Here is a 23,264-nt window from a genome sequence, read left to right as displayed (position 1 = left end):
TCACCGCAGGACGTCGTAGGTCAGGTGCGTCGCGGTCGATGTCGAGGTCACGCTCCGCTGCACCAGCATGCGCGGCGCTCCGCCGGTGAACAGTGGCGTCCCGGCACCCAGCACGACGGGCGCGAGGTGCAGCGTCAGCGCGTCGACCAGCCCGGCGTCGAGCGCCGAGCCGATCGTGGCGCCGCCGCCCATGAGGACGACGTCGAGGTCCTTGCCGCTGTCCGACGACGCCGCCTCGGCGCGCTCGCGCGCGGCGGTGACGGCGTCGGGCAGACCGGTGGTGACGAATGTCCAGTCGAGGTCGGTGAGTCGCACCGACTCCGGCGGCGAGCTCGTCACGACGACGAACGCGGGCTTGCCGACCTCGCCGGCGCCGTAGCCGGTCTTGTCGTCCCAGCCGTTCGGCCCGTCGACCACGTCGAAGAGGTGGCGGCCGAGGACGACGGCGCCCGAGCGGGCGGTCGCCTCGCGCAGGACCCGGCGGTCGTCGGGGTCGTCGGAAAATGCCCAGGTGTGCAGGGCCTCGCCGCCGGTGCCCAGACCGTTGTCCAGGCCGGGGTCGGGCCCGGTGACGAAGCCGTCGAGGGAGACCGAGATGTCAGCGATGATTCGAGTCATGCCAGGGCAGACCTGATCCGCCGCCCAAACTCATCTCGGCCGGCCACACCCCTGAACAGGCCGAGGCGATCGCGCGGCAAGTCCCCGAGTACCGTGCGGCTGCCCCTGCGACCGTGACCCTCTTCGCGCGCACCGTCTACGCCACGTGGGAGAACTGGGAACGCACGCGCCCGCTGCCTCACCGCGCTGCACTCACTGCCGCGGCCCGTGACTGGGCAGCGTGCCGTGAGGCCAGGTCCACAACCCGCACGCCCTGAATAGCGCTTCGGACGGCCCTCCCCATGGGCGCCGTCTGTCCGCTTCCCCCGTGGCGGATGGGCCGGGCCTTCCCTGTCAGTCCACGAGGACTGAGGCGCGCATGTCGAGGGCGGCGGCGATCATGAGCAGATCTCGGTAGCGCGGATCGCCCGCACCAGACTCGATGCGTTGGAGGGTGCGGCGGCTGAGGCCCGTGACCTGGCAGAACCGTTCCGGGGCGCGTGCGTCCACACACGCCCCGGACACGGCCGCCATGAACCCCGCTGGGGTCCACGGCCACCGGCCGGGAGCCGTCCCTCCCGACCGGGGATCAAGTGCCGTACTGAATCGAGGAGTTGTACGGCGGTCAGCCCGCCGTGGCGATCCGTGCCAGCCGCTGCGCCTCCTCGCGCGTGGAGCGGGCGATCGCGTCCTCGTCGGCGGTGAGCAGCCGGTTGTTCTCCACGATCTGACGGCCATTGACGAACGAGGCCGTGACCGGCGCCGCCGCGCCGAAGACCAGCGCCGTCACCGGGTCGGCGATCGAGGCGTGGGCCAGCGTGTCGAGCTTCCAGAGCACCAGGTCGGCGAGCTTGCCGGGCTCCAGGGAGCCGATCTCCCTCCCGCGCCCGAGGACCTGGGCGCCGCCGTATGTGCCCAGGCGCAGGGCCTGACGGGCGTTCAGGGCGGCTTCCCTGTGGGCTCCCAGTCGGTTGATGAGGAGCGCGGTGCGCAGCTCGGTGTGCAGTTCGCCGGACTCGTTGGACGCGGTGCCGTCGATGCCGAGGCCGACCGGGACGCCGGCGGCGAGCATGTCGGGTACGCGAGCGATACCGGCCGCCAGTCGGGCGTTGGACGAGGGACAGTGGGCGACACCGGTCCTCGTGCGGGCGAAGGCGGCGATGTCGAAGTCGTTCATGTGGACGCAGTGCGCCATCCACACGTCCTCACCGAGCCAGCCGGTGGACTCGAAGTAGTCGGTCGGGCTCATGCCGAACAGTTCGTGGCAGAACTTCTCCTCCTCGACCGTCTCCGAGCCGTGCGTGTGCAGGCGTACGCCGAGGCGGCGGGCCAACTCCGCTCCCTGCTTCATAAGTTCAGTGGAGACGGAGAAGGGGGAGCAGGGGGCGACGGCGACCTGGGTCATCGCGTCGAAGGAGGCGTCGTGGTACTGCTTGACGGTCTCCTCGGTCGCGGCGAGGGCGCCCTCCAGGGTCTCCACGGCGAAGTCCGGCGGCAGCCCGCCGTCCTTCTCGCTGCGGTCCATGGAGCCGCGGGCGAGGGTGAAGCGGACGCCCATCTCGCGGGCCGCGTGGATGATCGCGTCGGACAGGTCGCCGGAGCCCCGCGGGAAGACGTAGTGGTGGTCCATGGCGGTGGTGACGCCACCTCGGGCCATCATCGCCAGCGAGCCCTGAGCGGCCGCGTGCACCATCCGCTCGTCGATGCGCGCCCAGGTCGGATACAGGGCGACGAGCCAGTTGAAGAGGTTGTGGTCCGTGGCCAGACCCCGGGTGATCCACTGATAGAAGTGGTGGTGGGTGTTGACCAGGCCGGGCGTCACCAGGTGACCGGTGGCGTCGATACGGCGGACGACGTCCTCCAGGCCCTCGGGGGCCTTGCCCGCGCCGAGCGACTCGATGCGGTTGTCGACGAGGACGACGTACCCGGAGGCGTACTCGGTGTCGTGCGCGTCCACGGTCGCGATCGCCGCGTTCTCGATGACGATGCGCTGTGCCATCGTGTGTCCTTTGCTGTCCGTGTCCGCGTCAGAGGTTGGTGAGGTCCGCCGGGATCCGCGCCTCGCAGCCGTCCCGGAGGACGGTCGCCTCGATCAGGCCGTAAGGGCGGTCGGCGGCGAAGTACACAGCTCCGTCGGCGGTATCGTTCTTGAGGCCGAACGGCTCCAGGTCCACCAGGAAGTGGTGCTTGTTCGGGAGCGAGAAGCGGACCTCGTCGATCTCGCCGCGGCGGTCGATGATGCGCGTGCCCATCGCGTAGAGCGTCTGCTGGAGCGAGAGCGAGTACGTCTCGGCGAAGGCCTGGAGCAGGTGCTGCTTCGTCTGCCCGTAGGACGCGTCCCAGTCGGGCATCTCCTGCTCGTCGGCGGACCAGTTGAAGCGCCAGCGGGCGGAGACGGAGGTCGCGAGGATGCGGTCGTACGCCTCCGGGAGCGTCGTGTACTTGTCCTTCACATAGCCCCAGAACTCGGAGTCGGTCGAGTTCATCACGGTCAGGTCGGTGAGGCCGGAGACGACCTCCCAGGTGTCGCCGTCGTACGTGATCTGGGCGAGCCGGGTCTCCTGGCCCTTGCGGACGAAGGAGTGCGCGCCTTCACCGGAGGTCTCGATCCGCTCCCAGGCGTACTCCTCGATGCGGATACGGGCCCGGTGGATCGGCTCCTGACTCGTCACGAAGTGACGGGCCAGGTGGATGCCGAACTGCTCGGCGGACTCGATGCCGTGCTCCTTGGCGAACGCGTACACCGTGTTCTTGGTGGTGTCGGTCGGCAGGACGTTGGCGTTCGAGCCGGAGTAGTGGACCTCGTCCATGTCGCCGCTCAGCGACACCGAGACGTTCAGGTCCCTGATGTGGTGGGTGGCGCCGTCCCGCGTGATCTTGACGACTCGGTTCTCGGCCTTGCCGTACTGGTTCTGTCCCAGGATCACAGGGCGGGCAGGGCGGGAATTGACAGTCATTGAGCTAGCTCCCTCGGTAAACGGAGTAGCCGAACGGGTTGAGCAGCAGCGGTACGTGGTAGTGCTCGCCCGGCACGACGGCGAACGTGATCGCCACCTCCGGGAAGAACACACCAGGGCCGCTGTCCCGATTCGCGGGGGCGTCCTGCTGCGCATCGGCTTGCTTGTTCGCGAACTTCTCGAAGTACGGCTCCACCACGAAGTCGAGCCGTACGTGGGTGGTCCCCTCCGGCAGCGCCGGGAGGTCCTTGCACCGGCCGTCTCCGTCGGTCGCGGAACCGCCGAGCGCCCGCCAGTCCGCATCACGCCCCGAGCGGGCGGAGAGCCGGACGGCAACGCCCTCGGCGGGGCGGCCGACGCTGGTGTCCAGGATGTGCGTGGACACCGAGGCGGTGGTACTGGTGCTCATGCTGCTCTCAGTCCTCTTCTCTCAGTCCTCTTCGACGAGTCGGGTCAGTCGGATGCGGTTGATCTTGCCCAGCTCGGTGCGGACGATCTCCCGCTCCCGCTCCGGCGAGTTGCCGATCCGCTCCTTGACCGCGTCGCGCATCTGCTCGCCGGTGCGGCCGGTGGCGCAGATCAGGAAGACATGGCCGAACCGCTCCTGGTAGGCCAGGTTCAGTTCGAGCATCTCCGCCTTGAGCTTCTCGGAGGCGCCGGCCATGCCACGCTGCTCCCGCGCCGAGGTCGGGTCGCCCGGCTTGGGGCGGCCGATCGGCGGGTGCCCGGCCATCGCCTCCGCGAGGTCCTGTGCGGTCAGCTCGGCCATGGCGGCGTCGCTCGTGCTGTAGAGGTGCTCGGGGGTGGCGTAGGGGCGGGCGGCGAGCAGCCGTTTCGCCCACGCCGTGGAGGCGCACGCCTCGTGGAGTGCGGCGAAGGCCGCGTGCTCCTCCAGGGCGTTGAACCGGGCCAGGCCCGGGGGCATGGAAGTCGACGTCACGGGAGCCTCCGTGGCCGCGAACGGCCTTCGTACTGAACGGGCTGCCGCCAGCTAACGCCCTACGGAGGAGCACGTCAACAGTTTGTTGAAAATTCCGGGTGACGAACGCCGTCGAGCCCGGCGATCAGACCCCCTTCTCGCGGTTGAGGTAGTTGTAGACGGTGAAGCGGCTCACCCCGAGCGCGCTCGCCACGGTCTCCACGCCGTGCCGCACGGAGAAGGCGCCGCGCGCCTCGAGTATCCGTACGACCTCCTGTTTGGCCTTGCGGTCCAGGTCGGCGAGCGGCTTGCCCTTCTTGCGCTCCATGGCGGCCAGGATGTGATCGAGGGAGTCGGCGAGCTGCGGCAGCCGTACGGCGACGACCTCCACGCCCTCCCAGGAGAGCACGACGTCGTCGGGACCGGCCTCGTCCGGCGGGAGGATCTCCCCGCCCATGGCGTCGACCAGCGGCTTCACGGCGGTGATGAAGGGCTCGTCCGCGGCGCCGGTCACTTCTCCCCCTCCCCGATCACGTTGACCTGGAGCGAGATCCGGGTGGCACCGGCCTCCAGGGCCCTGCGCATCAGGGTGTCCACGGCGGTGAGCACGACGTCGGCGCTGCCCTCCGCCGTGTTGCCGAACGGCCCGACGTCCACCGCGTCCAGCTCGGCCGCCTCGATGACCTCGCGGGCCACCAGGGCGTGCGCCGGCGCCTCGTCGAGGTCGAAGGGCTCGGTCGTGAACTCCACTCTCAATCGCACGCGCACAACCTAACGCGCGCGGGGCGGCCACGGGGAGCCACGCTCGGATCCGCTCCGCCCGTCGCCCGGTCAGGCCGGATCACGGCCGGGGGCAGGTGTTCTTCCCCGGCTCCTCATAGGTCCGGTAGAGCGGCGACCTGTCTCGCCGCTCCTTCGGGAAGGTCACCACCGGTACCGGTTTGCACACCGGCCACAGGCCGGTCGCCGCCTCGTGCCGGGCGCCCTCGTCCGTCCCGATGCTCTCGTCCGCGAAGGTGAACACGCCGCTCACGCCCGGTACGCAGCCCGCGGCGCAGTGTCCGCCCGGGCTGCCGCGGCGCAGTTCGTCGTAGACGTCGTTGTGACTCACGGCCTCGATGCCGCTGTCCCGGGCGGCGGACACGGCGGTTCCCACGGCGGTGAGGGCGTCGTGGTACATCACGGCGTACCCGTCGTTGAGGGCGTCGGCCTTCTCCTCTCCGAAGTACCGGTCGTAGGACTGGGCGAAGAGCGCGAAGGCCTTGGGGACCTGGTCGTCGCTTCTGGCCGCACGCCAGCGGGGTGCGTCCACGGCGGCCGCGGTCACGATCTCGAGGTTGTTGCGCTCGGCGATCGCGCGCATCCCGGCGGTCTCGGTGACCGGGTCGCGGCCCGTGCTGACGCGCAGGATGCGCATCGGTTCCTCGTCCGGGCCCCGGTCGCAGGAACGCGTCTGGTCGATGGTCTCCAGGAAGGGCGGCAGGTCCGCGTCCCGGCCGGCCAGGAACACCGTCCTGGTGCCGACCGCGCACATCGCGGACACGGCCCGCCGGAAGATCTGCGGCTCGCCTTCCTCGGGGCCCTTGATGCCCTGGTACGTCTCGGTCCGCCGCTGCACCTCGTCGTCGGTGATGCCGTACTGCGCGCCGAACTCGCGGCGGAAGACGCGGCGGAGGTTGGCGACGTAGTTGTCGTCCCGCTCGTCGGCGATCATGAACGTGTCCTCGCGGTTCACCCGGTTCGCGCTCACGTAGCGCTTGAGGGCGTCGACGAGCTGGTCGGTGGAGGGCGAGACCTTGAGCAGGTAGGGGTGCTCCATCTCGCGGGAGCTGAGCACCGCGCTGACGGACGGGATTTTCGCGTGCCCGAGTCCCTTCTTCACGGCGGCGAGCGTGGCGTCGTCGCTGTTGGGCAGGCCGATGGCGGCGACGAGGGGTCTGTCGTCGCCGGTCCGGGAGGCCAGTTCGTCGGTCACGGTCCGCCAGTGGCTCAGATCCTCGCCGACGTTGGCGAAGAGGAGCTGGACGGCTGTGTCGCGGGTGGCGGGCCCGTGGTTGTGGCCGCGCTGGGCGAGGTAGGCGCCCTGGAGGGAGTGCCGGATCAGCTCCTTCGACATGGCCGCGCCCCGGCTCCTGGAGGTGTACGGCATGACGACGGCGACGCTCACCACCGGCTTGCCCGACTCCCGTGCCGCCTCGTTCTCCTCCTCGATCCGGCCCAGGACGTCGGCGAGGTCCGGGGCGAAGGGGTACGCCGCTGCCGTGACGCCGATGCACTCGTCGGCCGCCTCCCCGTCCACGCGCCGCAGCTCCTGGTTCTCGGTGCAGTAGTCGCGGTGCTCCCGGTAGGTGTCCAGGCCCCACCAGGCACCGGCTCCCGCCAGGACGGCGACCAGCGTCCACAGGACCACCACATCGATCAGGCCGAACACCCGGAAGCGGAGCCGGCCCGGCAGCCAGGCCCAGTTTCTGCGGTCCGTCCTGCTCATCGCGCCCCTCCCGTTCGCGGCTGGTCGCCCTGCCAGCGGCGGTCGAGGGGCCAGTCCTCGCCGTCCCGCACCGCGCGCGGCCAGCGGATGGCAGCCTGGGCCAGGACCGCGCGGCCGGTCAGATGCTGGGCGGAGAGGAAGGACAGGTCCTGGCCGATCCGGTCGGCCAGGGTCCGGTCCGCCTCGGCCAGTTCGTCGGCCGCGTACCACAGGGCGTGCAGCAGCCGGTTGACGGCCTGCTTCTCCAGGCCCCCGTCCGGGTCCGCCTGGAGCTGCAGCCGGTCCCGGCGGCCCTTGGCGACCTCTTGGCACTGCTCGAACCAGATGTCCCCCGGCGGACGTGGCGCATGGGCCACGGTGCGCAGGATGTGCAGCCAGTCGACCGCGTCGCCGTCGTCCCTGAGGAACTCCGCGTGCAGCCAGTCGACGACCTCCCACGCCTCTCCCCCGGCGAGCCGGTGCCACAGGAAGCGGGACCGCTCGTCCCGCTCCGCCTGCCCCGAGCGGCCCTCGGCCCGCTGCCGGTGGTGCTCGGCGAGCAGGGCGTGCGCGCTGAACCAGTCCACCCCACTGCCGCCGCGCCCGCTGCGCATCTGGTGGACAAGGAGGGCGCGCAGGAAACGATCGGTAATGAACGGCCGGCTGCCCGTTCCCCGCGACCAGCGCTCCCGTTCCAGCTGAGCGGCGGCGCCGTCGGCTGCGGGCAGGCCGTCGATCCGGCGCGGCACCCACCGCTCGGCCAGCTGCTCGGCCGCCTCCCGGTCCCAGGCCAGGGAGAACAGGCACAGCTCGTCGTGGTTCTCGCTGCCGACCAGGGTGTTCAGCAGCCGCCAGATGACGGATTCGCCGGCGCCGCCGGGGTGGGTCAGGTCGAGGAGTTCCTCGGCCGCCACCCACTGACCGGTGCGCGCCTTGTGCACCACGGCGTCGCACAGCCGGCGGGCTCCCATGGGGTGGCCTCGGGTCAGATCGTGTACGGCGGTGGCGATGTACGGGTCGAAGGAGGCCCGGTCGTCGCGCTTGAGCATCCTCTCCAGGTGCTCCGTGTCGAGCGGCGGCAGCGGCAGGACCAGCACGCCCGCGGAGGGAGCGGTCCCGTTGCGGGTCCATCTGGAGTTCTGGCCGACCTCGTGCAGCGACCGGTGGGCGGCGGCCGGGTAGGGGTCGTTCTCGCCGTCGGGGGCGTCGTCCCGGGTGGCCGGGCTGTCGTCGCCGCGCAGTTCGGTGGCGATCACGACCAGCTGGTCGCGGGCTCCGCGGCCGATCCGCGCCCGTTCTTCCAGGAGCAGTTCGAGGAAGTCACGGCCGGCGTCGGTGTGCGCGTTGTCGAGGAGGACCAGCGGACGCGGGGCGCGGTTCCCGCGCCGGAAGGGGCCGTAGCGCACGTCCGCGAGGAACGCGGCCATCAGCATGCGTTCGACGCCGCGCCGGAAGCCGCGGCCCTGGTGGAACTCCTGGCAGAGCCGGGCCACGGCCTGCGCGCGCTCCGCGGCCGGCACCGGCCGCGGCTGCGCGTCCGCGCCCGGCGGCATGCCGCGCAGCCGGTTGTCGGCCTCGCTGCGGTAGCTCTCGTACCAGCCGACCAGATGACGGGAGGCGAGTCTGCGCGAGCGCCATCGGTACTGCCTGCCCAGGTAGGTGCGCACGGCCGCCTCGGGAAACTCCGCGGGGTCGGGGGAAGCGGGCAGCGCCGCGCGGAAGAGCGTGTCCCAGGTGGGCGGCGGGCCCCCGCCCGTCGGGGGCCCCATCAGGGCGGCCGTGTGCCGGTCGGCCACCCGCAGTTCGTCGTCGTTGCCGGGGCGCCGGGCGGACACCACGGCGAGCAGCCCGGCGGTGGTCCGGGGAAAACACAGCCGCCCGAACCCCGCGACGGGACGGGACAGCTGGGTGACGAGTACGGACAGGACCTCCACCGCGTAGGAGTTGTTGGAGATCTCCGGGCCGACCCTGGCCCGCTCCTGAAGCGTCGCGCAGTTGATCCGCGCGAACGGCACGCGCGGCCCCGGCCAGGGCCCGGCGTCGGGCGCGTAGGCCTCCTTGAGATCGTCCAGCAGGGCGCTCTTGCCGGTGCCGTGCCGCCCGCTGAGCAGCACCACCGGCAGGTCCTCGGCGAACTCGTGGTGCCGCCGTCTGCGGTGCCGGTCGCGGTCGAGACCGACCAGCCGCGGTACCAGCTGCCGCAGCAGGGGCTGGCGCGCGTATGCCTCCGGAATCTGCTCCTCTGCCCCCGGTGCGGGACCCACGGCATGATCGCTCATCCCAGCCTCAGCATCGAGTTGAGGATCTCCGACACGATGCCGGACGCCATGTCCCTGCCCATCGAGCCCACCGATCTGGAACCCGCCTGCACCAGGTCGCTGCTGTGCTTCAGGAAGCGCTGCAGCGTGCCCGCGTCGGGCTCGGCACCGCGCTGGGCGGCCTCGGTCAGGGCCCCGGCGAGCTCGCGCACCTGCCGCACCTCGCTGTCGGCCTCCGACAGGTCGGGGCGGGACGCCTGCACCAGCAGGGCCAGCTGCTCGAAGGACAGGAACACTCCGGCGCCCTGTTCCGTGACGCCGACGTGGACCGGGGTGGGCAGGTCCAGATGGTCCTTGGCGTACTCCAGGTCCTCGAGGGCGAGCCGGCGGCCGCAGTAGAAGGCCTCCCGGGCCCACAGGAAGTCCTCGGGGTTCGGCTCGCCGCTCCGGTGCCGCCCGGCCCGGTCCCACCAGGCGAACAGGGCCGCCTTGGCATACCGCCGCCGGGAGTCCCGATCGGCGTACGCCTCGTCCCAGGCCCGCACCTCCGCGAGCCCGGTGCCGGTGGGGCTGACCAGCGGGGGCACGGCACCGGAGTCGTTGTGCACGGCTATCCAGCCGAGGGCGGCCAGGCGTTCCACGACGTCCTCGACCAGTTCCAGGCTGCACCGCTCATGGGGTGCGTAGGCGGCGCTGGGCACTCGGTTCCCGGCGACGCCGCCCGTCTCCTCGCCCAGCCACCTGAGGAAACGCGCGGACGCGGCACCGGTCTCGTCGTACACGGGAGAGAGTCCGTTCGTGGGCACTGCCCGGGATCCGATCATCGTCCGCCCCCAACTCCCGTGACCGCCATGCGCGTTCGCCTTCCCCGAACAGCGATGTCAAACACGTGTCGCATGACGTTCTTGTCTCCCCCTCCACAACCGCGGCTACCGGACGGTAATGTCACCACCCGCCGGACGGCCGAGACCGGCGGGCGAGCACGAAGGGGCCCTCATGGCGACGAACATGCCTGCGGAGACGCAAGCCGCCGACGAACGTTGGCAGCGCATGTGGAGCCACCGCGAGCACTTGCTCAAGGTGGCCCGGCGCAGGTCGATGAGCCTCGAGGACGCCGAGGACGCGGTGCACGAGGCGATGCTGCGCGCCGCCGAGCGCCCCGACCTGGACGACGAGCGGCTCGCGGCCTGGCTGACGACGGTGACGGTGCGGCTGTGCGTGGACCGCTACCGGCAGGTCAACCGCGAGGCCGAGGTCCGCACCAGCCCGACGCTGATCGCCCCCGGTCCGGTGCCCGTCGAGGACGCGGTGTGCGACCGGGCCGAGGCGAAGTGGCTGGCGGTGCGCAGTGGTGAGCTGCCCGCGCGGCAGGCCGAGGCGCTGCGGCTGAAGTCGGAGGACCTCGACGTCGGCCAGGTCGCCGTCGAGATGGGGCTCAGCTACCGGACCGTCGAGTCGCTGCTGGCCCGGGCCCGGCGGACGCTGCGGCAGTCGCTGGCGGCCACGTTCGGGGTCGCGCTGTTCCTGATCGGGTGGGGTCGGCCGCGCGGGGTCGGCAGGGCGCAGGCCGTGGCGGTCGCCTCGACGGCGGCGTCCCTGGCGGTGGCGGGGTTCGTGCTGCCGTACGCCCTCGACGGCAGCGGAGGCGGGGGCCGTACGGCGCCTCGGCCCGCGGTCGCCTCGCCGGACGCGGAGACGTCGCGGCCGGACGGCGGTGGCGGGGGTCGTCCGCCTCGGGGGAATGAGCCCACGGCTGCGGCAGCCGAGCGCACAGCGGCCGAGTCCCCCGCCGGCGCGTCGTTCCTCCCGCTGTCCGTGCCGTCGCTGCCGGAGGTCCCCGACGTTCCAAAGGTCTGGGTGTCGCCGCTGCCCGGGCTGTCCGCGCCGGAGGTCCCGCAGGTGCCCGACGTCCCGCAGCCGCCGGACGTCCCCGACCTGCCGGTGGAGCCCTCCGCGGTGCCGACGGACACGGCGGTCCCGGCAGTCCCGGAGGCTCCCGCCGCACCGTCCCCCTCGCTCCCCGAGCCCACGGTGCGCCCGCTTCCGTAGCGCCCGGAAACCCGCTGGAAAAAAATCCGCCACTCGAGCGACGGACGCCCCGCCCCTCCCCGTAGAGCAGATGTCAGAGCTGCTCCATGGGCTGAAGGGTGGACCGGATGGGTGTCGAGATCTGTGTGGAAGGGCTGACCAAGTCCTTCGGTCACCAGGTCATCTGGCAGGACGTCTCGCTGACGCTGCCTGCCGGGGAGGTCTCGGTCATGCTCGGCCCCTCCGGCACGGGCAAGTCGGTGTTCCTCAAGACGCTCGTCGGCCTGCTGAAGCCGGAGCGCGGCTCGATCACGATCCAGGGCCGGGACATCACCAAGCTCCGCGAGCACGACCTGTACGAGGTGCGCAAGCTCTTCGGCGTGCTGTTCCAGGACGGTGCGCTGTTCGGCTCGATGAACCTGTACGACAACATCGCCTTCCCGCTGCGCGAGCACACCCGTAAGTCCGAGAGCGAGATCCGGCGCATCGTGCTGGAGAAGATGGACATGGTCGGGCTGATCGGCGCCGAGGGGAAGCTGCCCGGCGAGATCTCCGGCGGGATGCGCAAGCGCGCCGGGCTGGCCCGGGCCCTCGTCCTCGACCCGGAGATCATCCTCTTCGACGAACCCGACTCGGGCCTCGACCCGGTCCGCGTGGCCTACCTCAACCAGCTGATCGTCGACCTCAACGCCCAGATCGACGCGACCTTCCTGATCGTCACGCACGACATCGCCTCGGCCCGCCAGGTGCCGGACAACATCGGGCTGCTGTTCCGCCGCGAGCTGGTGATGTTCGGGCCGCGCGAGGAGCTGCTGACGAGCCACGAGCCGGTCGTACGGCAGTTCCTGAACGGCCGGATGCAGGGCCCGATCGGCATGGCGGAGGAGAAGGACGCGGCGCAGGTCGAGCAGGAGCTCGCGCAGATCGACGACAGCGCGCGCGTTCAGGAGCTGACTCCCCGCCTGCTGCCGGGGCCGGGCATCGCCCGGCCACCCCGCTGGGAGGCGATCGCCCGGCGCGAGGCCGCGCTGCGTCAGAGGGCGGTGGCCGGCGCATGAGCCTGTCCCCCATCGGAGGGCTGCGGCACTCGGGCAGCCTCTTCGCGATGGCGCTGGACGTCGTCCGGACGATTCCCCGACGGCCGTTCCAGGCGCGGGAGTTCATCCAGCAGGCGTGGTTCGTCGCGAGCGTGACGATCCTGCCGACGGCCCTGGTCTCCATCCCCTTCGGGGCGGTCATCGCGCTGCAGATCGGCAGTCTGACCCGGCAGTTGGGCGCCCAGTCCTTCTCGGGTGCCGCCTCCGTGCTCGCCGTCCTGCGCGAGGCCTCGCCGATCGTCACCGCGCTGCTGATCGCGGGCGCCGGCGGTACGGCGATCTGCGCCGACCTCGGGGCACGGAAGATCCGCGACGAGATCGACGCGATGCAGGTCCTCGGCATCGACCCCATCCACCGGCTGGTCGTCCCGCGCGTACTGGCGTCGATGGTGGTGGCGGTGCTGCTCAACGGCCTGGTGTCGGTGGTCGGCGTGGCGGGCGGCTACTTCTTCAACGTCGTCCTGCAGAACGGCACTCCGGGCGCCTACCTCGCCTCCTTCACCACGCTCGCCCAGCTCTCCGACCTGTGGGCGGCCGAGGTCAAGGCGCTGGTGTTCGGCGCGATCGCCGGGATCGTCGCCTCGTACAAGGGACTGACCGCGAAAGGCGGGCCGAAGGGTGTGGGCGACGCGGTGAACCAGTCGGTGGTGATCACCTTCATGTTGCTGTTCGTGACCAACTTCGTGATGACCGCGGTGTACTTCCAGGTCGTCCCGCAGAGGGGTTAGCCGATGAGACTTCTCGATCGACCTCTGCGCTCCCTGGAGGCGCTGGGCACCCAGCTCTCCTTCTACGGCCGCTCGCTGGCGTGGACCGGCCGCACCCTGCGCCGCTACAAGAAGGAGATCCTGCGGCTGCTCGCCGAGGTGAGCTTCGGCCGGGGCGCGCTCGCGGTGGTGGGCGGCACGGTCGGCGTGATCGCCTTCCTGTCGTTCTTCACCGGCACGGAGGTGGGCCTGCAGGGCTACGCGGCCCTGAACCAGCTCGGCACCTCCAACTTCGTGGCGTTCCTCTCTGCGTACTTCAACACGCGCGAGATCGCCCCGCTGGTGGCCGGGCTCGCGCTCTCGGCGACCGTCGGCGCCGGTTTCACGGCCCAGCTGGGCGCGATGCGGATCAGCGAGGAGACCGACGCGCTGGAGGTCATGGGCGTTCCCTCGCTGCCGTTCCTGGTGACGACGCGGATGATCGCCGGGTTCGTGGCCGTCATCCCGCTGTACGTGATCGGCCTGCTGTCCTCGTACCTGGCCGCCCGCACGATCACCACCGTCTACTACGGGCAGTCGGCGGGCACCTACGACCACTACTTCCAGCAGTACCTGCCCCCGGTCGACGTGCTGTGGTCCTTCGGCAAGGTGCTCGTCTTCGCCGTCCTGATCATCCTGGTGCACTGCTTCTACGGCTACTACGCGAGCGGCGGCCCGGCGGGCGTCGGCGTGGCGGTGGGCCGTGCGGTGCGGACCTCGATCGTGGCGATCAACGTCCTGGACTTCTTCCTGTCGCTCGCGATCTGGGGCGCCAACACGACCGTACGGATAGCGGGGTGAGCCGCCGTATGAGGGTGCTGAGACTGCGGTTGTACGGCGTCGTCTTCATCGCCGTGCTCGCACTGCTGCTGTCCCTGTCCGTCGCCGTCTACCGGCAGGTGTTCACGCCGGTCGTGCGGATCACCCTGGAGGCCGACAGCCTCGGCAACCAGCTCGATCCGCGCGCCGACGTCAAGCTGCGCGGGCTGCTGGTCGGCGAGGTGCGCGAGGTGCGGGCCGACGGGACGAAGGCGACGCTCGACATCGCGCTCAAGCCGGAGCACGTCGCCCACATCCCGTCCGACGTGCACGCCCGCCTGCTGCCCAAGACGCTGTTCGGCGAGAAGTACGTCGACCTGGTCCCGCCCGAGCGCTCCGCGTCCTCTTCAGCTCGCCCGATCCGCGCCGGAGACGTCATCACCCAGGACCGCACCCGCGTCGGCATCGAGCTCCAGCAGCTGATGAACGACCTGCTGCCCCTGCTGCGGACGGTCCAGCCCGGCAAGCTCAACGCCACGCTCTCCGCGTTCGCCACCGCCCTGGAGGGCCGCGGCGACCGGATCGGCGACAACCTCACGCGAGTGGAGGCCTACCTGCGCCGCCTCAATCCGCACCTGCCGTCCCTGAAAGAGGACATCGCACGCTTCGCCGACGTCGCCGAGATGTACGGCGACGCGGCGCCCGACCTGATGGAGATCCTGCGCAACACCGTCACCACCAGCCGCACGATCGTCGAGCAGAAGGACCGGCTGGCGGCGGCGCTGAAGAGCACGGCGACCGTCGCGGGCACCGCCGAGGACTTCCTCGACGCCAACGGCGACCGGCTCATCACCCTCGGCCAGGTATCCCGCCCCACACTGGAGCTGTTCGCCCGCTACTCCCCCGAGTACCCCTGTCTGCTGGCCGGCCTGGTCCGGCAGGAGAAGGCGTCCGAGGAGGCGTTCCGAGGCGGCAAGATGCACATCACGCTGGAGGTCGTACGGCCGCAGGGGGCGTACGAGCCGGGCGAGGAGCCGCGTTACGGCGAGCGGTCGGGGCCGAACTGCCATGGCCTGCCGCATCCTCAGGTGCCGGCACCGGGCGTCCATCTCGACGACGGTTCCAAGAAGCCGGGTTCGTCCTCGGACGGCCCGCTCGGCGTCTCCTCCACCCGGGCCGAGCAGCGGGCCGTCGGCTCCCTCGTGGCGCCGGTCCTGGGGGTGCCCGCGGACGAGGTGCCGCCGGTCGCGACGCTGCTGTTCGGGCCGATGGCGCGCGGGACGGCGGTGAGCGTCGCATGAGCACCGCAGGAGCCCGGCAGACCGCCGCCCCGCTCATCAAGTTCAGTCTCTTCGCCCTGGTGACGATCCTGGCCACGGCCCTGCTCGCCGCCACCATCGTGAACATCTCCTTCGCCCCAGAGCACCGGTACCGCGCGGTCTTCAGCGACGTCACCGGCCTGGAGGAGGGCGACGACATCCGGGTGGCCGGAGTGCGGGTCGGCGAGGTCGAGGGCATCCGGATCAAGGACCGGACGCTGGCCGAGGTCACCTTCACGGTCACCGAGGACCGGCCGCTGCTGACCGGCACCGGCGCCGTCATCCGCTACCGCAACCTGGTCGGACAGCGGTACGTGGCGCTGACCGAGGGCGCGGGCGACGGCACCCGGCTGCGGCCCGGCGCGACGATCCCGCTCTCCCGCACCCAGCCGGCCCTCGACCTGAACGCCCTGCTGAACGGCTTCAAGCCGCTGTTCGCCGCACTCAGCCCGAAGGACGTCAACCAGCTCGCCACCGAGATCATCAAGACACTCCAGGGCGAGGGCGGCACCATCAACAGCCTGCTGGCGCACACGGCGTCGCTCACCACGACGCTGGCCGGCCGGGACAAGCTGATCGGCTCGGTGATCGACAACCTCAACACCGTGCTGGGGACGCTCGACAAGCGCGGCGCCCGCTTCTCCGGGCTGCTCAAGCAGCTGCGCCGGGTCATCTCGGGCCTGTCCGCCGACCGCAAGCCCATCGGGGAGTCACTGGTGAGCATCGGCGACCTGACGGAGGCCACCTCGGGCCTGCTGAAGGACGCGCGTCCGCCGCTCAAGGACGACATCGCGGAGCTGACCGAGCTCACCGGGACGCTGAACGACAACGAGGAGACCGTGGAAGGCGTGCTGAAGCGGCTGCCGAACAAGCTCAACGAGCTGACGGGGACCGCGTCCTACGGCTCGTGGTTCAACTTCTACCTGTGCGACTTCGACGGCCGGATCGTGCTGCCGAAGACGAAGCAGGTGCTCACGCCCCAGATGCACGTGGCGAGGGCGAGGTGCGGGGCATGAGCCGCAAACACCGCCCGGAGCCGCTGTTCAAAGTGCGGGTGGAGCCGCCGAAGCTGCCGAGAATACGGCTGCCGAAGGTACGGCTCCTGCCGCGCCGGGGGCCCCGCCGGCAACCGCTGATCAAGGTGCGCGTCGAGCCGCCCCGCATACGGCTTCCCCGCATCCGCCGCCCGCGCCTCGGCCCCTTCCGTGAGCGCAATCCGGTCGTCATCGGCGCGGTGGGCCTCACCGTGCTCGCGCTGCTGGCGGTGGCCGCGTTCAACGCCGACCGTCTGCCGGTGATCGGCGACGGCGAGACGTACAGCGCGGCCTTCGCGGAAGCGGGCGGTCTCAAGCCGGGCGACGAGGTGCGGATCGCCGGGGTCAAGGTCGGCAAGGTCGAGGAGGTCGACCTGGACGGCGACCACGTCAAGGTCACCTTCAAGATCAAGGGCGAGCCGGGGTTCGGCACCGCGACCGGCGCGTCGATCCGGGTCAAGACGATCCTCGGCGCGAAGTACCTGGCCCTCCACCCGAAGGGCGGCGGGCAGTTGAAGCCGGGCAGCGAGATCCCGCTGAAGCGGACCGTCTCCGCGTACGACGTCGTGCAGGCGTTCAGCGATCTCACGACCACGACGGAGGAGGTCGACACCGACCGGCTGGCGAAGGCCCTGGACACCATCTCGACGACGTTCGAGGACTCCCCCGCCGAGGTACGGGCGTCCCTCAAGGGCCTGTCGCGGATCTCCCGGACGGTGGCCTCGCGCGACAAGGCCCTCAGGGAGCTCCTCGACCACGCGAACGGCGTGACGGGCGTACTCGCCGACCGGTCGAGCGACTTCACCGCCCTGGTCAAGGACGGCGACAAGCTGTTCAAGGAGATCAGCAAGCGGCGTACGGCGATCCACAAGCTGCTGAAGAGCTCCGCCGCGCTCGGCGTCCAGCTCTCCGGCCTGGTCCAGGACAACGAGAAGGAGATCGGGCCCGCGCTCAGGGGCCTGAACCGCGTGGTGGAGATGCTCGAACGGAACCAATCCAGCCTGGACCGGAGCATCAAGCTCCTGGCCCCCTACGTGCGGGTCTTCACCAACACCCTCGGCAACGGCCGCTGGTTCGACTCCTACGTCCAGAACCTGGTCGCCGCTCCCGTGGTGCCGCGGACGGGAGGTGCCCGGTGAGCAGCCGTTGGAGGAAGCGCCTGGCGCTGCTGACCACCCTGGTCCTCGTCGCCGCGCTCACCTACGTCCTGTGGCCGCGCTCCGAGCCGGTCCGTGTCACGGCGTACTTCCCGCGCACGGTCGGCATCTACCCCGGCTCGGACGTCCGCGTGCTCGGCGTCCGGATCGGCGAGGTCAGGAAGATCACGCCGGAGGGCGGCCGGGTGCGGGTCGACCTGGAGTACGACGCGGGCCGCAAGGTCCCGGCGGACGCGCAGGCCGCGATCATCAACTCCTCGGTGGTCAGCGACCGTTACCTGCAGCTGCTGCCGGTGTACCGGAGCGGTCCGGTGCTGCGGAGCGGGGACGAGATCCCCGAGTCGCGCACGGCCGTACCGGTCGAGCTGGACCGCATCTTCGACAGCCTGCACACCACGGCCGACGCACTCGGCCCCGAGGGCGCCAACAAGGACGGTGCCCTGTCCCGGCTGCTCGGGGTCAGCGCCGACAACCTCGACGGCCAGGGCGAGAACCTCCATCAGACGGTCGAGGACCTCTCGGAGGCGGTCACGACCCTGTCCGACGGCCGTACGGACCTGTTCGGCACGGTCCGCAACCTCCAGGTGTTCACGGCGGCGCTGGCCGCCGACGACAAGAGCGTGCGGTCGTTCAACAGCAGCCTCGCGACGGTCGCCGAGCAGCTGGCCGGCGAGCGCAAGGACCTGGCGGCCGCGCTGAAACACCTCGGCACGGCGCTCGGTGACGTGTCCGGCTTCGTGAAGAAGAACAAGAAGTCGCTGACCTCGAACGTGGAGGGCCTCAGCAAGGTGACCAAGGTGCTCGTCACCCAACGGGCGGCACTGGAGGAGCTGTTGGAGGTCGCGCCGACCGGCATGTCGAACCTGAACAACGCCTACAACCCCTCCGCCGGCACCCTCGACACCCGCAACAACCCCGACCATCCGCAGGATCCGGCGTCGCTGCTGTGCTCGATCCTGAAGACAACCGGGGAGAAGACCGACTGCGGGGAACTGAGGGACCTCTTCGACTCCCTGCCCGAAGTGCCCCAGGGCACCGCGGTCACCGGCACGGTCGACCGCACCCTCGGCGGCATCCTGGGGGCGAGCACATGAGGCCACTGCGCAAGGGCGGGGCCGTCGCGTGGGCGGCCGTCGGGACGCTGCTGATGTCCGGCTGCGAGTTCAACGGCTGGTACGACGTCCAGCTCCCCGGCGGAGCCGCCGCCGACGGCCACGCCTACCACGTCACCGTCGAGTTCCGGGACGTCCTGGACCTGGTGCCGCAGTCGGCGGTGAAGGTCAACAACGTCACCGTGGGGGCCGTGGAGAAGGTCGAGCTGGACGGCTGGCACGCCCGCGTGCGCCTCCGGGTCGCCGACTCGGTGAAGCTGCCCGCCAACGCGGTCGCCGAGCTGCGGCAGACGAGCATGCTGGGCGAGAAGTACGTGGCGCTCTCCGCCCCGGCTCAGGCCGCGCCCGTGGGCCGGCTCGGCGACGGCGACCGCATCCCGCTGTCCCGCAGCGGCCGCAACCCGGAGATCGAGGAGGTGCTGTCCGCCCTGTCCGCGCTGCTCAACGGCGGCGGGGTGGCCCAGCTCAAGACGATCACCGTGGAACTGAACAAGGCCCTGGAGGGCCGGGAGAACCGGGTGAAGTCCCTGCTCAAGGAGCTGGACACCTTCCTGGGCGGCCTGGACGACCAGCGCGAGGACATCGTCCGCGCGTTGCGGGCCGTGGACCGGCTGGCCAAACGGCTGGGCAAGGAGAAGACGACGATCGCCGAGGCCGTGGACACGATGCCGCCGGCCCTGAAGGTCCTGGCCGACCAGCGGCGCGACCTGACGCGCATGCTCACCGCGCTGTCGAAGCTGGGCAAGGCGGGCACGAAGGTGGTCAACGCCTCGCACGACGACACGGTCGCCAACCTCAGGCAGCTGCGGCCGATCCTGCGACAGCTGAACAAGGCGGGCAACAACCTGCCCAACTCCCTTGAGCTACTGACCACTTACCCATTCCCGCGCAACGTGGTGGATGCCATCAAGGGTGACTACGTCAACCTGCACATCACCGCGGACCTCGATCTGGCGGGTCTCTACGGCAACTTGACGGACGAGCCCGGCCCTGGCGGCGACGGGGACCCCCAGGTCCCCGGGCTTCCCGAGACACCCGACCTGCCGGACGTACCCGATCTCCCGGAGGTGCCGGGCGTCCCGACGCCCACCGCGCTGCCGAGCACACCGAGCGTGCCGTCCCCCTCGGCCCCGTCCGGCGGCGGCCACCCGCTGTGCCCGCCGGTGTGCACCAGCAGCTACACGTCCTCGGGCGGCCTGCCCGAGGGGATCGACCTGGAACTCGCGGAGCTGATGCTGAAGGGGGTCCAGTCGTGATCACACGTACGGTCAAGGCCCAGTTGCTCGCCTTCGCCACCCTGACCGCCGTCGGGGTGTCGTACGTCGGCGCGGAGTACACCGGCCTGGTGGACGAGGTCCTGGACCGCGGTTACACCGTGCGGGCGGACTTCGCCGACTCCGGGGGGATCTTCCCCGGAGCCGAGGTCACCTACCGCGGGGTGCCGGTGGGCCGGGTCGGCGCACTGCGGCTGACGGGATCCGACGGCGTGTCCGTCGCGCTCGACATCGAGGACGGGGCGCCGCGCATCCCGGCCGACACCCTCGCGGTCGTGGCGAACCGTTCGGCGGTCGGCGAGCAGTACGTCGACCTGCAGCCGCGCACCTCCCACGGCCCGTATCTCCTCGACGGCAGCGCGATCCCGCGCCACAGCACGCGCGTGCCGCTGCCGACCACGGACCTCGTCCGCAGCCTGGACCGGCTGGTGAACTCGGTCGGCAAGGACGATCTGCGGGTCACCGTCGACGAGCTGGACAAGGCCTTCTCCGGCACCGGACCGAACCTGAGCCGCCTGGTGGGCTCGGGCAACTCACTCGTGGAGTCGGCGTCGGACGCGCTCCCGGAGACGATCTCGCTGATCGAGGACTCACGGACGGTTCTCAAGACGCAGGCCGACCAGGGCTCGTCCATCAAGTCGTTCGCGCGCGATCTGGCGGCGCTCACCGCCCAGTTGAAGGCGAGCGACGGTGACCTGCGCAAGCTGATCGGCAACGCGAGGCCGGCCGCTCAGGAGGTCAACTCCCTCCTGAAGTCCCTATCACCGCGTCTGTCGGTGCTCCTGGCCAATCTGATCAGCGGTGGCCAGGTCATGGTGGCGCGGCTGCCCGGGGTGGAGCAGGCCCTGGTCACCTTCCCGGTGATGGTCGCGGGCAGCTACACCGTCGTCCCGGGCGACGGCACCACCCACTTCGGCCTGGTGGTGAACGCCGACGACCCGCCCGCCTGCACCCAGGGCTACGGCACGGCCCGCCGCGACCCCGCGGACACCAGCACGCGCGAGGCGAACACCGACGCGCGCTGCACGGCCCCGCGCGGCAGCGACACCTCGGTGCGGGGCGCACAGAACGCCCCCGGCGCTTCCGCCGCTTCCGGCGGCGCGAACCGGACGGCGTACGTCACGCCGTACGACCCGGAGACCGGCACCACCACCGGCCCGGACGGAAGGTACGTCGAGATCGGCTCGGCGGGCGGCCAACAGGCCGTGTTCGGAAAGGAGTCGTGGCAATGGCTGCTCGTTGGCCCCATGGCATGAGGCTGATACGACCCGGGGGGATGACGGCCGGACTCGTCGTGGCGACCGTCCTCACCACCGCGCTGACGATCTGGCTGAGCCTCGGCCTCCACGAACAGCGCGAGACGGAGCAGCGGCGCCAGGACGTCCTCGCCGCGGCCCGCCAGTCGGCGCTGAACTTCACCTCGCTCGACTACCGGCACTACGACCGGGACAGCGCGAACGTGCTCAAGGCAGCCACCGGCGACTTCAAGAAACAGTTCGCCGCGCAGACCGAGCAACTGACCGAGCTCGTCGCCGAGAACAGGTCCGTGTCCGAGGGCCAGGTCCTGGAAGCGGGCATCGTCCGGTCCGACGAGGACTCGGCCCGTGTCCTGGTGGTGGCCGACAGCAAGGTGACCAACACGGCCGTGCCCGACGGGGAGGCGCGCACCTACCGGCTGCAGCTCGACCTGGTGCACCGGGACGGCCGCTGGCTGACCTCCGGCGTCGAGTTCGTCGGCTGAGGGCCACCCACGAGTGAGGAGTACGACCATGGCGAAGACGACCACCCGAGGCCGCGGCCCCGCCTCCGGCACCCGGCGCACCATGCCCGCGGCCGCCCGCGCCGCTGCCAAGCGCGCGGAGCGCGGCCACCGTGAACCGGGCCCGGCGACCGACGACGAGGAGCCCCTCGCAGGACGCACCGTGCTCGTCGAGGCCCCGAAGGACGGCTGGGACGACCCACCCGAGCCGTCACCGGAGTCGTTCGAGGAAGAGGACCCGCCGGAGGAACGGGGTACGCTCCGCCGGCGGAGGCCGCTCACCGCGGTCCTGGGCGTCCTGCTGGTCGCGGGGCTGGTCGCGGTCGCCGTACTCGGGTGGCGGTACAAGGAGGACCGGCGGGCGGACGACGCGAGGGCGGAGGCTGTCGCGGCCGCACGGAAGGCGGCACCGGTCGTGTTCTCGTACGACTACCGGCATCTGGACCGTGATTTCGCCCGGGCCCGCACCCATCTGACCGGGAAGTTCCGCGACGAGTACCGGAAGACCACGGCCACCGTGGTGGGACCGACCGCGAAGAAGTACCGCGGGGTGGTCAAGGCGACGGTCGCCACGGCCTCCGTCGTATCTGCTTCTCCGGACAAGGTCAGGGTGCTGCTCTTCGTCAACCAGATCACCGAGAGCACCCAGGTCTCGGGGTCCCGCGTGGATCTGAACCGGGTGCGGATGACGATGACCCGCGCGTCCGAGGGCTGGAAGGTGAGTGCCGTCGACGCCCTGTGATCCTCCCTGAGCCCTCCTCTTCCGAAGCGCCCCCGCGCCGCCCGCGCCGGGGGCGCTTTTTTGCGGGCGCTCTTGACAGTCCTCCCTGACCACGGGCAGTCTTCCGTTAAGCAGAAACTAACTTCCGCGATACGAAATAATCAGCAGTCACCCGTACGGAAGGGAGCGCCGACCCCATGGGATTCGCACAGCAGCGCTTCAACGTCAACCTGTCGATCCTCTTCACGGAACTCCCGCTCCTGGAGCGCCCCGCGGCCGCCGCCGCGGCCGGATTCACCGCGGTCGAGCTGTGGTGGCCCTGGGTCGACTCCCCCACCCCCGAGCGGTCCGAGCTCGACGCCCTGCGGCGGGCGATCGAGGACGCGGGCGTCCGGCTCACGGGCCTGAACTTCTACGCGGGCCGGCTGCCGGGCCCGGACCGCGGTGCCCTGTCGATCCCGGGCGAGGAGTCGGAGCGGTTCCGCGCCAACATCGACGTGGCCGCCGACTTCGCCGGGGCGCTCGGCTGCGGGGCCCTCAACGCGCTGTACGGCAACCGCGTCGAGGGCGTGGACCCGGCGGAGCAGGACGCGCTCGCGCTGGAGAACCTGGTCCTCGCGGCCCGGGCCGCCGACCGGATCGGCGCGATCCTGCTGATCGAGGCCCTGAACCGGCCCGAGTCGCCGCGGTACCCGCTGGTGAGCGCGCCCGCCGCGGTGGGGATCGTCGACAAGGTCAACGACGCGACCGGGCTCGGCAACGCGAGGTTCCTGATGGACCTCTACCACCTGTCGATGAACGGCGAGGACCTGCCGTCGGTGATCGAGCGGTACGCCTCGAAGACCGGCCATGTGCAGATCGCCGACAACCCCGGGCGCGGCGCGCCGGGCACGGGCTCGCTCCCTCTGGAGGACCTGCTCGGCCGGCTCAGGAAAGCCGGTTACGACGGCTGGGTCGGCCTGGAGTACAAGCCGGGCGACAGGACCGGCGCGGAGGCCTTCCAGTGGCTGCCGGCCGAGGCCCGCGCGGCGCGCCGAACCCCCTGACATCGCAGAGCAGT

Annotated in this window: 24 protein-coding genes; 13 read left to right on the top strand and 11 right to left on the bottom strand. The window is 71.0% G+C overall.

All coding sequences use genetic code 11. The features are described 5' to 3' along the window. From ABT063_RS27995 to ABT063_RS27945, 11 genes are all read right to left on the bottom strand, one after another. Nucleotides 1-618: a dihydrofolate reductase family protein gene (locus ABT063_RS27995; protein WP_351061913.1), complete on the bottom strand. Its 618-nt coding sequence runs from the start codon at nucleotides 616-618 to the stop codon at nucleotides 1-3. 333 nt (nucleotides 619-951) lie between these two features. Further along, the gene (locus ABT063_RS27990; RefSeq protein WP_351061911.1) at nucleotides 952-1,131 is read right to left on the bottom strand and encodes a helix-turn-helix domain-containing protein; all 180 of its coding nucleotides are present in this window, start codon (nucleotides 1,129-1,131) and stop codon (nucleotides 952-954) included. 91 nt (nucleotides 1,132-1,222) lie between these two features. After that, a complete protein-coding gene (locus ABT063_RS27985) occupies nucleotides 1,223-2,596 on the bottom strand; it encodes an 8-oxoguanine deaminase (protein ID WP_351061909.1) in 1,374 nt (457 codons plus the stop codon). 28 nt (nucleotides 2,597-2,624) lie between these two features. Continuing rightward, nucleotides 2,625-3,554, bottom strand: a complete 930-nt coding sequence (pucL, locus tag ABT063_RS27980) for a factor-independent urate hydroxylase (protein WP_351061907.1) — start codon at nucleotides 3,552-3,554, stop codon at nucleotides 2,625-2,627. Nucleotides 3,555-3,558: 4 nt separating this feature from the next. Beyond that, nucleotides 3,559-3,963, bottom strand: coding sequence for a hydroxyisourate hydrolase (gene uraH / locus ABT063_RS27975; RefSeq protein WP_351061905.1), 405 nt, complete (start codon nucleotides 3,961-3,963; stop codon nucleotides 3,559-3,561). Between the two features lie 21 nt (nucleotides 3,964-3,984). After that, on the bottom strand, nucleotides 3,985-4,494 hold the full coding sequence (gene uraD, locus ABT063_RS27970) for a 2-oxo-4-hydroxy-4-carboxy-5-ureidoimidazoline decarboxylase (RefSeq protein ID WP_351061903.1): 510 nt from the start codon (nucleotides 4,492-4,494) through the stop codon (nucleotides 3,985-3,987). Between the two features lie 124 nt (nucleotides 4,495-4,618). Then, a complete protein-coding gene (locus ABT063_RS27965; protein ID WP_351061902.1) occupies nucleotides 4,619-4,987 on the bottom strand; it encodes a helix-turn-helix domain-containing protein in 369 nt (122 codons plus the stop codon). Beyond that, a complete protein-coding gene (locus ABT063_RS27960) occupies nucleotides 4,984-5,235 on the bottom strand; it encodes a YkoF family thiamine-binding protein (RefSeq protein ID WP_351061900.1) in 252 nt (83 codons plus the stop codon). Before ABT063_RS27960 ends, ABT063_RS27965 begins: the two co-directional genes overlap by 4 nt. Before the next feature lie 79 nt (nucleotides 5,236-5,314). Continuing rightward, nucleotides 5,315-6,961, bottom strand: coding sequence for a type 1 periplasmic-binding domain-containing protein (locus ABT063_RS27955; RefSeq protein ID WP_351061899.1), 1,647 nt, complete (start codon nucleotides 6,959-6,961; stop codon nucleotides 5,315-5,317). Next, nucleotides 6,958-9,219, bottom strand: a complete 2,262-nt coding sequence (locus tag ABT063_RS27950) for a hypothetical protein (RefSeq protein WP_351061897.1) — start codon at nucleotides 9,217-9,219, stop codon at nucleotides 6,958-6,960. The genes ABT063_RS27955 and ABT063_RS27950 overlap by 4 nt, the downstream gene beginning before the upstream one ends. Next, the gene (locus tag ABT063_RS27945) at nucleotides 9,216-10,004 is read right to left on the bottom strand and encodes a hypothetical protein (RefSeq protein WP_351061895.1); all 789 of its coding nucleotides are present in this window, start codon (nucleotides 10,002-10,004) and stop codon (nucleotides 9,216-9,218) included. Before ABT063_RS27945 ends, ABT063_RS27950 begins: the two co-directional genes overlap by 4 nt. A gap of 190 nt (nucleotides 10,005-10,194) precedes the next feature. On the opposite strand from ABT063_RS27945, the gene ABT063_RS27940 reads away from it, so the two are divergent. From ABT063_RS27940 to ABT063_RS27880, 13 genes are all read left to right on the top strand, one after another. Next, nucleotides 10,195-11,247, top strand: a complete 1,053-nt coding sequence (locus ABT063_RS27940; RefSeq protein ID WP_351061894.1) for an RNA polymerase sigma factor — start codon at nucleotides 10,195-10,197, stop codon at nucleotides 11,245-11,247. Between the two features lie 107 nt (nucleotides 11,248-11,354). Next, nucleotides 11,355-12,284 carry an ABC transporter ATP-binding protein gene (locus ABT063_RS27935; protein ID WP_351061892.1) on the top strand — a complete coding sequence of 310 codons (930 nt, stop codon included), beginning with the start codon at nucleotides 11,355-11,357 and terminating at the stop codon, nucleotides 12,282-12,284. After that, on the top strand, nucleotides 12,281-13,051 hold the full coding sequence (locus tag ABT063_RS27930; RefSeq protein ID WP_351061890.1) for an MlaE family ABC transporter permease: 771 nt from the start codon (nucleotides 12,281-12,283) through the stop codon (nucleotides 13,049-13,051). The genes ABT063_RS27935 and ABT063_RS27930 overlap by 4 nt, the downstream gene beginning before the upstream one ends. Before the next feature lie 3 nt (nucleotides 13,052-13,054). After that, nucleotides 13,055-13,870, top strand: a complete 816-nt coding sequence (locus tag ABT063_RS27925) for an MlaE family ABC transporter permease (RefSeq protein ID WP_351061888.1) — start codon at nucleotides 13,055-13,057, stop codon at nucleotides 13,868-13,870. A gap of 8 nt (nucleotides 13,871-13,878) precedes the next feature. Next, entirely contained in the window at nucleotides 13,879-15,129 is a 1,251-nt protein-coding gene (locus tag ABT063_RS27920; RefSeq protein ID WP_351061886.1) for an MCE family protein, read from the top strand. Then, the gene (locus ABT063_RS27915) at nucleotides 15,126-16,163 is read left to right on the top strand and encodes an MCE family protein (protein ID WP_351061884.1); all 1,038 of its coding nucleotides are present in this window, start codon (nucleotides 15,126-15,128) and stop codon (nucleotides 16,161-16,163) included. The genes ABT063_RS27920 and ABT063_RS27915 overlap by 4 nt, the downstream gene beginning before the upstream one ends. Then, nucleotides 16,160-17,320, top strand: coding sequence for an MCE family protein (locus ABT063_RS27910; RefSeq protein ID WP_351061882.1), 1,161 nt, complete (start codon nucleotides 16,160-16,162; stop codon nucleotides 17,318-17,320). The genes ABT063_RS27915 and ABT063_RS27910 overlap by 4 nt, the downstream gene beginning before the upstream one ends. Further along, nucleotides 17,317-18,432, top strand: coding sequence for an MCE family protein (locus ABT063_RS27905; protein WP_351061880.1), 1,116 nt, complete (start codon nucleotides 17,317-17,319; stop codon nucleotides 18,430-18,432). Before ABT063_RS27910 ends, ABT063_RS27905 begins: the two co-directional genes overlap by 4 nt. After that, nucleotides 18,429-19,706 (top strand): MCE family protein, encoded by a 1,278-nt coding sequence (locus ABT063_RS27900; protein WP_351061877.1) that lies wholly within the window; start codon nucleotides 18,429-18,431, stop codon nucleotides 19,704-19,706. Before ABT063_RS27905 ends, ABT063_RS27900 begins: the two co-directional genes overlap by 4 nt. Then, complete coding sequence (locus ABT063_RS27895) at nucleotides 19,703-20,980, top strand: MCE family protein (RefSeq protein ID WP_351061874.1); 1,278 nt, start codon at nucleotides 19,703-19,705, stop codon at nucleotides 20,978-20,980. The genes ABT063_RS27900 and ABT063_RS27895 overlap by 4 nt, the downstream gene beginning before the upstream one ends. 20 nt (nucleotides 20,981-21,000) lie before the next feature. After that, nucleotides 21,001-21,465, top strand: a complete 465-nt coding sequence (locus ABT063_RS27890) for an Rv1363c family protein (protein WP_351061871.1) — start codon at nucleotides 21,001-21,003, stop codon at nucleotides 21,463-21,465. Nucleotides 21,466-21,493: 28 nt separating this feature from the next. Further along, nucleotides 21,494-22,225: an Rv1363c family protein gene (locus tag ABT063_RS27885; RefSeq protein ID WP_351061868.1), complete on the top strand. Its 732-nt coding sequence runs from the start codon at nucleotides 21,494-21,496 to the stop codon at nucleotides 22,223-22,225. A 176-nt stretch (nucleotides 22,226-22,401) separates the two neighbouring features. Beyond that, nucleotides 22,402-23,250, top strand: coding sequence for a TIM barrel protein (locus ABT063_RS27880; RefSeq protein ID WP_351061865.1), 849 nt, complete (start codon nucleotides 22,402-22,404; stop codon nucleotides 23,248-23,250). Nucleotides 23,251-23,264: the final 14 nt, after the last annotated feature.

Source organism: Streptomyces sp. NPDC002838 (genome assembly GCF_040295365.1).
Taxonomy (GTDB): Bacteria; Actinomycetota; Actinomycetes; order Streptomycetales; family Streptomycetaceae; genus Streptomyces.
Note: the sequence above shows the minus strand (reverse complement) of the source record. Positions and strands in the feature narration are given on the sequence as shown.